Origin of the sequence: Thermobifida fusca NBRC 14071 = JCM 3263, assembly GCF_001592045.1 — a bacterium.
In the GTDB taxonomy this organism is placed as follows: Bacteria; Actinomycetota; Actinomycetes; order Streptosporangiales; family Streptosporangiaceae; genus Thermobifida; species Thermobifida fusca.
Genome location: NZ_BCWB01000037.1, coordinates 88,984 through 102,240, shown reverse-complemented (window position 1 = coordinate 102,240; position 13,257 = coordinate 88,984). Strand labels below are relative to the sequence as shown.

Genomic DNA, 13,257 nt, shown 5'->3' with positions numbered 1-13,257 from the left:
GTACACCAGGGGTTTAGGCGGGAGGCATACCCCAGACCAGGGTGCCGCCGAGGTATGCGGTGATCACCTCGCTGAGCTCCCAGTCAGTGTTGGTGCCGCGGCTGTAGTCGTCGCTTTCGTCGAAGTTCGCCCAGTTCGCGGTGTGGATCCGGCCTTGGAGCTCGGTGCTCGCCCCGGGAGCGAGGCTGCCGCTGAGGGTGAGCACCAGGGAGGTGTCGGCGCCCGGAGCCGACAGCGACGTGAAGGACGCGTTGACGTTGGCGCAGCCCACTTGAGCCCAGTCGCAGGTGAACTGGAGGGTACCGCCGGGCTCGTTGGTGAAGTAGTAGTGGATTTCCACGTCAGCCAGGTCGACCGTGCTGCTTCCGGTGTTGACCAGACGCAGCCCCGGCGCGATCTGGCTGTCGTCGGCCGCAAGACTGTTGTTGCGGTAGTAGACCTCGAGCGCACCCGTGGGGTTGGCGGGCGGCTCCGTCGGCTCCGTCGGCGGCTCCGTGGGCTCCGTCGGCGGCTCCGTGGGTTCCGTGGGCGGCTGGCTCGGTCCGCCCCCGCCGTAGTACTGGTTCAGCGACACACCGGTGGTGGAGCCCACCCCGCCCAGCGGCACATCGTGGTCCAGGCCGACGAACTTGCCGTTGGCGTCCTGCCACAGCGCAGGCTTGAGGAACGCGTACTTGGCCTCGTCCCAGGTTGTCCAGTCGTAGTTGAGCAGGCCGCCGGTGTCACCCGAGTTCGGGTTCAGCGCCCAGAAGGTGTGGTGCAGCTTCTCGTCGATGATGAGCGAGCGCAGCGCCGTCATCCACTTCTCGTTGTCGCCCCCATCCAGGAAGCCGCCCCACTCGCCGATGAGCAGCGGAGCGATGTCGTCTTCGTGGATGTAGAGCCAGTTGGGACGCCACACGTCCTCGGTCAGGGTCTGCCGGTTCCACTCGCCTTCGAACCAGGGCTGCTCGAACACGCTGGGACCGTAGTCGTGCGGCGAGTAGACCAACTGGTCCTGGTGGGCGCCCAGGTCGACGGGGTGGTCGGCGACGCCGCGCAGGTTGCCGCCCCACCAGGTGGAGTAGTAGTCCCGCCCATCGGTCGAGGACCAGTCCTGCCCATCCTTGGGGTAGATCTCGATCCCCTCGCACAGGATGAGCATGTTCGGGTTGATCGCGAGGATGCGCTTACCGGCGGTCTCGCAGACGTGCTTGAAGTTGTCGATGTCCGTGGAGCCGTCCCACTTGGCGCGCGGGGTCTCGTTGGCTTTGCCGTGGGGCTCGTTCTTGATGTCTGCGGCGACGATGGTGTCGTTGTTCTTGTACCGCTCGGTGACCCACTCCCAGGCCGTGTAGAAGTCCTCGGTGGTGATATCGCCCTTGTACCAGACCGGGTAGTAGTGCCCGGAGTTGTCGGCCTCCGCGCTGTGCACGTCAAGCATGACTTTGAGGCCGTACTCTTCGCACAGTTGCAGCCAGTAGTCGAACACTTCGAGGGTGTTCATCCCCGCCAGTTCGGGGTTGACGTACTCGTTGACTCCACTCGGTCCGGCCTGGCCGTTCTTCCACTCCAACAGCAGTTGGGTGCTGATGGGGACACGCACGATGTTGATGCCGCGCTCGGCCATCGCACTGGTGATGTCCTCGATGTTGGCGGCCCACAGCCCGTGGAACATCCGTTCGCTGGTGTTGAAGCCGAACCAGTTGGCTCCGGTGAGCCACACCTCGTTGCCCGCGGAGTCCACGATCCGGTTGCCGTCCGTGTGCAGCCAGTCAGCGGTGCCTGAGGCGGCTGCGGGGGAGGAAGTCAGGGGGATAAGAGCAGACGCTCCGATCGCGATCGCGGCTGCTCCGGCACGCAGTCGTCGCGTCAGGGGGGTCATTCTGCCCACTGCCGGTAGTCCTTTCGGGGAACACGCCTCCGCAGAGGCGTGGGGGGACGAAAAGCGCAGGGTGCGCTCCCGAATGGAAGGAGAAAACTTCAGTGGAGCCAGGAGAAGATTCAGGAAGAGTTCATTCACCGTTCGCCACTTTTGTGGCGCGGATCACCATAAAGCAGGGGGTGGAGAGAAGTCAATGTACCGTTACCGCAAGTAACAACCCCTGGGATGTCCCCCGGCGACGACCCGAAAGAGAACAGACATCCCCGCCTGCGACGTGTCCGGGCGAGAACCGCGCACGCTGCGCACGGCCTGCCACCGCCCCTTCCGACAGCTCAGCGCCGCAGCTCAGGGAACGCGGTGCGCAGCGCCTGCCCCAGGTCGGTGACCTCCACGACGGTGAGCCCTTCCTCGTGGACCGCATCGTCGGCCCCGGCCGGCACGATCGCGGTCGTGAACCCCAACCGCCGCGCCTCCTGGAGCCGTCGCGGCAGGCTGCTGACCACGCGCACGTCACCGGCCAGCCCCACCTCGCCGATAGCGACCATGCCGGGCGGCAGCGCCATATCGGTGTGCGACCCGGCCAATGCGAGCGCCAGCGCCAAGTCCACCGACGGCTCCACGAGACGCACCCCGCCCACCGTGGAGGTGTAGACGTCGGCCGCACCCATGCGCAGGTTCACCCGCTTCTCCAGCACCGCCAGCACCATCGCCACCCGCGCGGCATCCAACCCCGAGGTGGCGCGGCGCGGCTGCGGCAGGGCCGTGGGCGCCACCAGCGCCTGCACCTCGGCAATCAACGGGCGCCGCCCTTCCACGGTGACCGTGACACAGGTCCCGGGAACCGGCTCGGTACGCCGGGTGAGGAACAGGCCGCTCGGATCTGGCAGCCCCACGATCCCCGAGTCGGTGAGCTCGAAGCAGCCGATCTCATCGGTGGGGCCGTAGCGGTTCTTGACCGCGCGCAGGATACGCAGCTGCGAATGCCGGTCCCCCTCGAACTGCAGCACCACGTCCACCAGGTGCTCCAGCACCCGCGGGCCCGCAATCGAACCGTCCTTGGTGACGTGACCCACCAGGACTGTGGCGATGTCGCGTTCTTTCGCCAACCGGATCAGTCCCGCAGCCACCTCGCGGACCTGGGTCACCCCGCCCGGGGTTCCCGGCGCCTCGGGGACACTCATGGTCTGCACCGAGTCCACGATGAGCAGGCGAGGCATCACCTCGTCCACGTGCCCGGCAACCGCAGGAAGCTCTGTCTCCGCAGCCAGGTAGAGCTTGGGCGCCAGCGCGCCTACCCGTTCGGCGCGCAGCCGCACCTGCCCCGCCGACTCCTCGCCCGTCACATACAGCACCGGGCCCAGCGCGGCATAGCGTGCCGCCACCTCCAACAGGAGGGTGGACTTGCCCACTCCCGGCTCACCGGCGAGCAGCAGCACCCCGCCGGGAACCATCCCGCCCCCGAGGACCCGGTCGAGTTCCGCCAGTCCTGTGGGTGTGGCCTGGGCCGCTTCCACATCGATCTCAGCGATAGGCCGCGCGGGCGTCCCCGCCCGGATCGGAGCCACCCCGCTCGCCGCAGAGCCGGCAGCCTCCTCCACCGTGCCCCACGCCTGGCAGCCTCCACACCGGCCCACCCACTTCGGAGCGGTCCACCCGCACTCGGTACACCGGAACGTCCGTTTCGCTGCCCGTGCCATACCCGCACGCTATCGCCTGTCTGGCACCGGCTGGAACACACCGGGCCGGCCTGGGGAGAACCCGGTCCCCGCAGAGTCGGCCGGGAATCGAACCAGACGGCGCTGTGCACCGTCAGACAAGTACGCCCGAATCAACCGGGCGCCGCATCGGAGGACAACGTCCATGGCCCCCGCTCCCCAGGTTTCCGCACCGCGGTCCCGGCAGCTCGCTCCGGGACCGCCCCGGGCTGCAGCGCGGGACGCTTGCGTGCCTGGGCTGCCCTGCCCCACCGCGGGCGGGACAGGGCGCGCCGGCACGGCCCGGGGACAGCAGTGCCGCGGACAGCCGCGGCTTTCCGCCTCGCCGGTCCGTCCCCACCTGCCGGCAGGGGGCGAGAAGTATGCTCCGGGTGTGCGAGGCTGGGGCGTGTACCGTGGCATAGGGCAGAGTCCGCACACACGCCCACGCCGCTTCGGCACGTCACCGGCGCGGTTTTCCCCCGACCAGCCCCCGCGCCCCCACCGCGGAGCGTTGCGGCAGCATCCCAGTGCCGCATCCCACAACCAGCACACGAACCCCCGCCCCACACCCATGGTCCGCCTGCTCCGCCGACCCGTCTCCCAGGAACGGCGGGACGGTGCTCCGCTTCACTGGGGAAGGAAGGGAATCGCTTCGCGGCACGCGTTGTTCCCCTGGATGACCCTTACGACGACGCGGGGATGTCCGCAGCGGCCTGGCAGCGCAGCGCGCCGCCCCACGGGCCACTGGTGCGGCAGGGAATTTCACGACGACAGCACGTATGGTGGTTCAAGTGAACGCTATCCAGGTTCCAGACGCCCCCGTCGTCCTTTCGACGGCGTCGGTGTACCCGGAGAAAACTCCAGCGGCCTTCGAAATCGCCGCTGAACTCGGCTATGACGGCATCGAAGTCATGGTCACCGCAGACCCGGTCAGCCAGGACATCGACATGCTCCGTCGGCTGTCGGAGTACCACCAGATTCCCATCACCGCGATTCACGCCCCGTGCCTGATCTTCACCCAGCGGGTGTGGGGGCGGGACCCCTGGATCAAACTCATCAAATCGAAAGAGATGGCGGAAGCGCTGGGCGCAACGACCGTTGTGGTGCATCCGGCGTTCAAATGGCAGCGCGAATACGCCCGGGAATTCGAGTCCGGCATCCTGAAGATGCGGGACGAGACCGACGTGATCTTCGCGGTCGAAAACATGTACCAGGTGCGCATGCGGGGCAAAGAAGTCGTCCCCTACGCGCCGAGCTGGAACCCCTTGGACCGCGACTACCCTAACGTCACCCTGGACCTCTCCCACACCGCCATGTCGCAGTCGGACGCCATGGACATGGCGCGGCAGCTCGGCGACCGCCTCTCCCACGTGCACCTCGCTGACGGCGTCGGCGGACAGAACTTCGACGAGCACCTGATCCCCGGCCGCGGCAACCAGCCGTGCGCGGAACTCCTGGAACACCTCGCCAACAACGACTACCGCGGCCAGATCGTCCTGGAAGTCAACACCCGCAAGTCCGACCGGGAGACCCGGCTCACCGAACTCGCCGAAGCCCTCGCGTTCACCCGCCTCCACTTCGCGCGGAGCGTGCCGCCAGAGCCCCGCAGCGAACAGCCGGAACGCGAACAGATCGTGGTGCGCTCGGTGCCTGCTCCCGCCCTGCGTGTGTTCTCGGTCCACAGCGACGGCACCGTCAGCACCGATTGACCGGCACCGGTACCAGATCGCGCCCCTCTCCCGCATGCGGCCTTCGGCACGGGGCTGCCGCGGATTTGTAACCGTGCCGCCGCTCCGCCCGCAATATCCTCGCACTGGACGACCGGCGGGGCGCGCCGACACCGGGCCGCCACCGCGGTGAGCGGTGGGGCCGGGACAGCCACGGCACGGGACGGATGCCGACAACCCCCGCCCTGACCGGTCCACCGCCCACTACTGGGCAACGTGAGAAGGGTGTGACTCCATGATCGCGATCATTGGGGCAGGGCGGATGGGTGAAGCCCTGCTCGCCGGAATCCTCCACACCGGGCGGGACGCCGCGGAGGTGCTCATCAGCGAAGCGCGCGAAGACCGCGCCGCAGAACTCTGCCAGCGCTACGGGGTCGCCGCCGCCTCCCCGGCCGAAGCCGCCGCCCGCGCAGACACGCTGCTGCTCGCAGTCAAACCGCAGGACATGGTCGCGGCGTTGAACGAGATTGCCCCGGCACTGCCCCCCGGGCGCCTGGTGATCTCCGTAGCCGCCGGAATCACCACAGCCGTGCTGGAAAAGCACCTTCCCGCGGAGACCGCCGTGGTCCGAGCCATGCCCAACACCCCTGCCCTGGTCGGCCAGGGGATGACCGCCATCGCAGCCGGAACCCACACCCTTGAGGAGCACCTCGACCGCGCGGAGACCCTGCTCCGATCGGTGGGCGAGGTCGTGCGCGTACCGGAGAAGCACCTGGACGCGGTCACCGCCCTCTCCGGAAGCGGCCCTGCCTACTTCTACCTCGTCGCGGAAGCGATGATCGAAGCCGGAGTGCTCCTGGGGCTGCCGCGGCCGACCGCCGAGCGGCTCGTCACCCAGACCGCGGTGGGCTCCGCGGCAATGCTGCGCGACTCCGGGGACCATCCGACCCTGTTGCGGGAAGCAGTGACCTCGCCCGGGGGAACGACCGCCGCTGCCCTGCGGGAACTCGAACGCCACGGCCTGCGCAGCGCGTTCGCTGACGCGGTGGAAGCCGCGTGCCGGCGGAGCGCGGAACTCGCTGAAGGCTGAGGCCAGCAGGCGGATTGCGGGGTCCCCTGCGCTGCCACGCAGGCCCGGTCAACTACTGTGGTGAAGAACACTGTCACCGAGGGGGAGGGCGCATGGCTTGTTCACTGCGCATCGCATGGAATGACGGGCTGACCAGCTACAACTTCGGCCCGCAGCATCCACTTGCGCCCGTCCGGGTCGAGCTGACCATGGAGCTCTGCCGCCGCCTCGGCGTGTTCGATGCGCCCGGTGTCTCCTTCGCACCGGTCGAGCCTGCTGACGACGCCCTGCTGGAGCTTGTCCACAGCCGCGACTACATCGCTGCCGTCAAGCAGGCAGGGAAAACCCTGGAACCCAACATGAAGTACGCGCTGGGCACCAGCGACAACCCGGTCTTCCCCGACATGCACGAAGCGTCCGCCCTGGTTGCAGGCGCGTCCGTGGCGGCGGCGCGCGCCGTGTGGCAGGGGGAGGCGGAGCACGGCGCGAACATCGCGGGCGGCCTGCACCACGCCATGCCCAACAAGGCCTGGGGATTCTGCGTCTATAACGACGCCGCGGTCGCCATCGCCTGGCTGCTGGAGCAGGGCGCCAAACGGGTCGCCTACGTGGACGTGGACGTCCACCACGGTGACGGGGTGCAGGAGATGTTCTACAACGACCCCCGGGTGCTCACCATCAGCCTGCACGAGTCCCCCCTGACCCTCTTCCCCGGCACCGGGTACCCCGAGGAGATCGGCGGCCCGGACGCGGAAGGCTATGCGGTCAACGTGGCCCTGCCCGCGGGGACGAACGACGCCATGTGGCTCCGCGCGTTCCACGCCATCGTCCCGCCGCTGCTGCGCGAGTTCCAGCCGGAGGTGCTCGTCACCCAGCAGGGCTGCGACACCCACACCCTCGACCCACTGGCCAACCTGACGCTCAGTATCGACGGGCAGCGCCGGACCTACGAGGCCCTCCACGAGCTGGCCAAGGAGACCGCCGCAGGGCGCTGGGTGCTGCTCGGCGGCGGCGGATACGAGCTGGTGCAGGTGGTGCCGCGTGCGTGGACCCACCTGCTGGCCGAAGCCGCGGGCACCCCGATCGACCCGGAGACCCGCACCCCTGATGAGTGGCACGAGTTCGTCAAGGAACGCACCGGCGAGGTCCCGCCCCTGCACATGACGGACGGGCGGAAAGCCGACTACGTCCCGTTCGAAGCGGGCTTCGACCCGGCGGACGCGGTGGACCGCGCGATCCGGGCGACCCGGGCCGCGGTGTTCCCGTGCCACGGCATCGACCCGATGATGTGAGGCGGCCCGCCTGCACCCCGAGGCGGGCCGGCCAGCGCAGGGGAGGCGTTCCAGCCGCACCGGAAAACGGTGCAACGGGCGGCGGAATCATCGACAATGGTCCGACAAAGGCCGATCAGTGCTGGCTTGACCGGAAAAAGAAATAAAGGGGGTCTGTCTTGAAGCCGCCCTCCCGTGCGGAACTCATCGACTATTTGGTGACGACCGGTATCGCCGGTCAGGTCGCCACTCCGCGGCAGAACAACCTCAAGCACTACCGGCGGCTTGTCGAAGGAGACCCCTACCACCAGTTCGGCCTGACCTTCCAGCGGAAGTGGACGTTCTCGGACGTGCTGGCGCTCATGGCGCAGCGCTGCGGCGTGGTCGCGGACGAAGACTACGTGCAGGGAATCGACACCATCGACCCGGACCGCACGGTCGACGCCCTCGAGGTGGTCGCGGAGCGGCTCGCGCAAGCCGCACGCGACCGCGAACGCATCATGGTGGCCACCGGGCACCCCAACAATCTGGCCGAGCTCTACCGGGCGTGGAAAGATGTGCTCGTCGACCACGGGTGCACGGTGGTCACGGCCGCGGCCGGCTACTCGTATGACGCTCCTGGTGGACCCCCGCCGACCCGCCGCACCCTGGTCTGGCGCGACGACGTGGGTATGGTGACGGACGGCACAGAACCCCAGCACAGTCACCACCCTTTTGCGATGCGGGCGGTACTGGCCCAACTGTCTGAAACGGGTGGGCCATGGCCGCAGTTGGTCATCGCCGATCACGGTTTTGCTGGCGCGGCAGGTGAGGCTGGAGTGCCGACGATCGGGTTCGCCGACAGCAACGATCCTGCGCTCTTCCTGGGCGAACATGAAGGAAAACTTCATGTCACGGTGCCGCTCGACGACGGTTATGTTCCCGACGAGTACCGCCCGCTTTCGGACTACGTTATTTACCGCGCCGGGCTGGCCTGAAAATCGTTCCCCACGCTTTCCCACCGCAAAAAAGACCGGGAAAAGAGCAGATCATCCCATGAGTTTTCGCGGTGCGTCTCATGGTGTACCCACAGGCCAAACCTCGCCCTCCGGCCTGGGGCAGCGATAGTGACCGAGAGCGAAAAACACCCTTCTAATGACGTGACCCGAGATTTACTCTGAGAACGGACGGATCGAAAGTTGCTGGGTGACACGTGAGCGCGACCGGACGAAAACGGGAGGACGGTCGCGTTCAGGTGACAACGCGGGTGCACGTCCGGGAAAGAGAGCGTCGGGACATGAGCGGGAGCAAGGGATCACTGGGCGAAGTACGGTTCTTGACGGTGGCCGAGGTGGCCGCGATCATGCGCGTCTCCAAAATGACGGTCTACCGCATGGTGCACTCCGGAACGCTGCCGGCTATCCGGGTGGGGCGTTCCTACCGGGTGCCCAAGCGTGACGTGGACAACTACCTCCGCGAGGCGTTCGTCCACGCGGGCTGAGACGCGAACTATGTGGGGGCGGCGCAGTCTGCGCCGCCCCCACATAGTGTCCGAGCGGCTAGCCACGGGCCCGCGCAGCGGTCACCAGGGCGTCTACTACACTTCGTCGTTGTTGATGCATTGTCTGCCGCATCCCGCTGACGAGGTTCTTCCGCGATGCCCTTCACCAGACCAGGCCCCCGAGTGCGCGCTGCCGCGCTCCGCGGTCTTGCCGCCGTGGCGGTGCTGGCTGCCCTGGCCGGTTGCGCCGAGGAAATCGACACCGGGGCGGCGACCGAAGATGACCGCTACATCTCCGGGGACGGCTCCAGCACGCTGTTCCCCTCCGAAGACCGCGAACAAGCGCCCGCAGTCGAAGGAGAAACCCTCGACGGGGATCCGGTGAGCCTCGCCGACTACTCCGGGGACGTCGTCGTCATGAACTTCTGGGCCAGTTGGTGCGCCCCCTGCCGCGCGGAGACGCCCGTCCTCAACGAAGTCAACGCCGAGCACGCCGACCAAGGGGTGAGCTTCCTCGGCGTCAACATCAAGGACAACCGCACCGCTGCGCAGGCGTTCGAACGCAACCAGGACGTCTCCTACCCGAGCCTCTACGACCAGTCAGGCGAAATCCCGCAAGCCTTCCGCGACACGGTCCCCCCGCAGGCGATCCCCAGCACCCTGGTCATCGACCGGCAAGGGAGGATCGCAGCCCGGGTGATCGGCGCTACCAACTACAAGGAGCTGACGGAACTGGTCAGCACCGTCGCCGCCGAGGACGCTGATGTCCAGTGATTGCTGAGACTGTCCTCTCCGGATCCCTCTTCCTCGCCATTCCGCTGGCCGCAGCCGCCGGACTGGTCTCCTTCCTTTCCCCGTGCGTGCTGCCGCTCGTTCCCGGATACCTCTCGTACGTGACCGGGCTGACCGGGGCCGACATCGCGGCGCACCGGCGAGGAGAAGTGCACACCACCACAGCCGACGGCCAGCGCAGAGTCGCCACAGTGGACGACCTCATGGCCTCTCGCCGGTGGACCATGCTCGCCGGCAGCCTGCTTTTCATCGCCGGCTTCACCGCGGTTTTCGTGGCCGTCGGCGTGTTCGTCGGCGGGATCGGCGGGCTGCTCCTCGACTACTCCGCGGTCATCACCCGCGTGCTCGGGGCGCTGACCATCGTTCTAGGGCTGGCGTTCATGGGCCTCATCCCCGGGTTCAACCGCGAGTTCCGCGTCCACCGGCTTCCCGGGGCCGGTCTGGCCGGGGCCCCGCTGCTGGGCATCCTGTTCGGCCTGGGCTGGACCCCGTGCATCGGCCCCACCCTGGCCGCGGTACAGTCCCTCGTCTTCATCGAAGGGAGCGTGGGCCGGGGAGCGCTGCTGTCGCTGAGCTACTGCCTCGGCCTGGGCCTGCCGTTCGTGGCCGCGGCCCTGGTCTACCGTAGAGCGCTGGGAGCTTTCGACTGGGTCAAACGCCACTACCGTCTCGTCACCAGCGTGGGCGGCGCGATGCTGGTCGTGGTGGGCCTGCTGCTCGTCACGGGCCTGTGGACCGACATCACCGCCGTCATGCAGGGCTGGACCGCGAACTTCACCACGGTGATCTAGCAGTGACCCCAAGCCAATCGAGCACGGTGACCGAACCGCAGCAGGCGCCGCCCGCCGCACCCGCGCTGTCCCCCCTGGGGTGGGCGCGCTGGGCGTGGCGGGTGCTGACCTCGATGCGCACCGCGCTCATCCTGCTCTTCCTGCTCGCCCTGGGCGCGATCCCGGGTTCACTCCTGCCCCAGCGAGGCGTCAGCGTCGAAGAGGTCCAGAACTACTTCCTAGAGCACCCCGACCTCGCCCCGGTGCTCGACCGGTTCTTCCTGTTCGACGTCTACTCCTCGCCCTGGTATGCGGCGATCTACCTGCTGCTGGTCGTCTCGCTCGTGGGGTGCGTACTGCCCCGTGCGGGAGCGCACTACCGGCTGCTGCGGGCCCGGCCGCCGAAGACCCCGCGCCGCCTTGACCGGATGCCCTATTCGGCGACGTTCGAGACCGACGCCACCCCAGAGCAGGTGTTCGCCGAAGCACGAGGTCTGCTGCGCGGGCATCGGATCGCCGACTACGGCGACTCGCTATCCGCCGAGACCGGCTACCTGCGCGAGACCGGCAACGTGGTCTTCCACCTGTCACTGGTGGGCCTGCTCGTGTCGGTGGCGTGCACCGCGTTCTTCGGCTACCGGGGCAACGTCCTCCTCATCGAAGAGGACGCGTTCGCCAACACGCTGACCTCCTACGACGCCTTCTACCCGGGAATCGCGGTGGACTCGGCCAAGATCCAGCCGTTCTGGATCCGGCTCGACGAATTCGAAGCCTCCTTCGTGGAGGAGGGCGGGATGGCCGGCCAAGCCGCGAGCTACCGCGCCGACCTCACCTACCGGGAGCACCCGGACGCCCCCGAAGAGTCCCACATCCTGGAGGTCAACCACCCGCTCCGCGTCGACGGCGCCCAGGTCTACCTGCTCGGCCACGGCTACGCCCCTACGTTCCGGGTCACCGACGCCGACGGGCACGTGGTCTTCGACCAGGCGGTGCCGTTCCTGGACCGCGGAGACGGCAACTTCACCTCCGACGGGGTGGTGAAAGTCCCCGACATCGCCCCGGAGCAGCTGGGCTTCACCGGGGTGTTCCTTCCCTCAGCGGCCACCGACGACAACGGCGACCTCGTCTCGGAGTTCCCGGACGCGCGCAACCCCATGGTGGTGCTCAAGGGCTTTGTCGGCGACCTCGGATTGGACAGCGGCAACCCCCAGTCGGTGTACCAGTTGTACACCAAGCGCATGGAGGAGATCGGCGACTCTGCTCCGTTGGCTGTAGGCGACCGCTGGGAGCTGCCCGGTGGCGCCACGATCGAGTTCACCGGGTACCGCGACTACGTCACTCTGCTGGTCGCCAGCGACCCTGCCCGACCGTATGCGCTGGCCAGCGCGGTGGCGGCGGTACTGGGGCTGCTGTGCACCCTGTTCGTCCAGCCGCGACGGGTATGGGTCCGTGCCCGCCGCGGAGCAGACGGGCGTACCGTGGTCGAGATCGGCGGGCTTGCCAAGACCGAGGGGGCCGCGCCGCTGCGCCGGTTCCACGAACTGGCCACCCAGTTGAACCAACGGCTGCGGCGTTCCGACTGCCAAGCAGACATGGAGAAGGAGTAAGCGGTGCACGTTCTCGCGGCAGGCAGCGCGGTCGACCCCGCGCTGTCGAATCTCAGCGACAACCTTGTCCTCGGGATGATCCTGGTCTATGCGGTCGCCCTGTTCCTCTTCGTGTTCGAGGCAGCCTACGGACGCCGCCAGTCGCTGACCGGCACCCGCCTGGTCGCCGTCGGCGCCTCGGAAGCGGAGAACAGCGACCTGAAAGTGAGCCTGCGGGAACAGGAGCCCGAGGCCAAAGCGTCCCGCCACGTGGTCGGCAAGATCGGCATGGCCATGACCGCGGTGGGCCTGCTGCTCAACCTGGCCCAGATCGTCACCCGCGGCCTGGCAGTGGGACGCTGGCCGTGGGGCAACATGTTCGAGTTCGTCATCGCGATCTGCCTGTGCGGGGTGGCGGCGTTCCTCTTTGCCGCGATGCGTTACCGGGCCCATTACCTCGGTGCGTTTGTGCTGGTCCCCGTCCTGCTGCTGCTCGGTATCGCGGTGCGTTGGCTGTACTCGGAGAGCGGCCCCGTGGTCCCGGCGCTGGACTCCTACTGGATCGCTATCCACGTTTCCGCGCTCATCCTGGCGACCGGGGCGTTCATGGTGTCCGGGTCCGCGACGATCACCTATCTGCTGGCGCGACGCACCGAAGTCAAGCAGGCGCTCGGCCAGCAGGTGAGCGCGATCGCCGCCAAGCTGCCCAGCGCGGAACTGCTGGACCGGATCGCGCACCGCATGATCGTGCTGGCCTTCCCGCTGTGGACGTTCGGGGTGATCGCCGGGGCGATCTGGGCGGACGAGGCGTGGGGCCGCTACTGGGGCTGGGACCCCAAGGAAGTGTGGTCCTTCATCACCTGGATCGTGTACGCCGCCTACCTCCACGCGCGTGCCACAGCGGGCTGGCAGGGCCCGAAAGCCGCGTGGATCAGCCTCATCGGCTTTGGCTGTCTGCTGTTCAACTTCTTTGGGGTGAACTACCTGTTCAGCGGATTGCACAGCTACGCCTGACCGGGAGCGGGGCCCTGGGGTGCCGGGGCGCCCACGGTAGAGCGTCG

The 13,257-nt window shown here is 67.9% G+C and carries 11 protein-coding genes; 9 read left to right on the top strand and 2 right to left on the bottom strand.

What is annotated here, in order from left to right; genetic code table 11:
• Window positions 1-13 precede the first annotated feature (13 nt).
• Window positions 14-1,864: a cellulase family glycosylhydrolase gene (locus TF1_RS08555; RefSeq protein ID WP_061783798.1), complete on the bottom strand. Its 1,851-nt coding sequence runs from the start codon at window positions 1,862-1,864 to the stop codon at window positions 14-16.
• Between the two features lie 332 nt (window positions 1,865-2,196).
• Window positions 2,197-3,561, bottom strand: coding sequence for a DNA repair protein RadA (gene radA / locus TF1_RS08550; RefSeq protein ID WP_011293134.1), 1,365 nt, complete (start codon window positions 3,559-3,561; stop codon window positions 2,197-2,199).
• Window positions 3,562-4,352: 791 nt separating this feature from the next.
• Between radA and TF1_RS08545 the strand changes: the two genes are divergently transcribed.
• The 9 genes from TF1_RS08545 to ccsB all read left to right on the top strand — a co-directional run bounded on the left by TF1_RS08545 (window position 4,353) and on the right by ccsB (window position 13,210).
• Window positions 4,353-5,270: a sugar phosphate isomerase/epimerase family protein gene (locus TF1_RS08545; protein ID WP_011293132.1), complete on the top strand. Its 918-nt coding sequence runs from the start codon at window positions 4,353-4,355 to the stop codon at window positions 5,268-5,270.
• A gap of 253 nt (window positions 5,271-5,523) precedes the next feature.
• Window positions 5,524-6,318: a pyrroline-5-carboxylate reductase gene (gene proC / locus TF1_RS08540; RefSeq protein ID WP_011293131.1), complete on the top strand. Its 795-nt coding sequence runs from the start codon at window positions 5,524-5,526 to the stop codon at window positions 6,316-6,318.
• A gap of 92 nt (window positions 6,319-6,410) precedes the next feature.
• A complete protein-coding gene (locus tag TF1_RS08535; protein WP_011293130.1) occupies window positions 6,411-7,589 on the top strand; it encodes an acetoin utilization protein AcuC in 1,179 nt (392 codons plus the stop codon).
• 158 nt (window positions 7,590-7,747) lie between these two features.
• Window positions 7,748-8,545: a phosphatase gene (locus TF1_RS08530; protein ID WP_011293129.1), complete on the top strand. Its 798-nt coding sequence runs from the start codon at window positions 7,748-7,750 to the stop codon at window positions 8,543-8,545.
• A gap of 299 nt (window positions 8,546-8,844) precedes the next feature.
• Window positions 8,845-9,048 (top strand): helix-turn-helix domain-containing protein, encoded by a 204-nt coding sequence (locus TF1_RS08525; RefSeq protein ID WP_016189267.1) that lies wholly within the window; start codon window positions 8,845-8,847, stop codon window positions 9,046-9,048.
• Between the two features lie 156 nt (window positions 9,049-9,204).
• On the top strand, window positions 9,205-9,822 hold the full coding sequence (locus tag TF1_RS08520; protein WP_011293127.1) for a TlpA family protein disulfide reductase: 618 nt from the start codon (window positions 9,205-9,207) through the stop codon (window positions 9,820-9,822).
• Window positions 9,819-10,631: a cytochrome c biogenesis CcdA family protein gene (locus TF1_RS08515; protein WP_011293126.1), complete on the top strand. Its 813-nt coding sequence runs from the start codon at window positions 9,819-9,821 to the stop codon at window positions 10,629-10,631. Before TF1_RS08520 ends, TF1_RS08515 begins: the two co-directional genes overlap by 4 nt.
• A gap of 2 nt (window positions 10,632-10,633) precedes the next feature.
• Complete coding sequence (gene resB / locus TF1_RS08510) at window positions 10,634-12,217, top strand: cytochrome c biogenesis protein ResB (RefSeq protein WP_061783797.1); 1,584 nt, start codon at window positions 10,634-10,636, stop codon at window positions 12,215-12,217.
• 3 nt (window positions 12,218-12,220) lie between these two features.
• Window positions 12,221-13,210: a c-type cytochrome biogenesis protein CcsB gene (gene ccsB, locus TF1_RS08505; RefSeq protein WP_011293124.1), complete on the top strand. Its 990-nt coding sequence runs from the start codon at window positions 12,221-12,223 to the stop codon at window positions 13,208-13,210.
• Window positions 13,211-13,257: the final 47 nt, after the last annotated feature.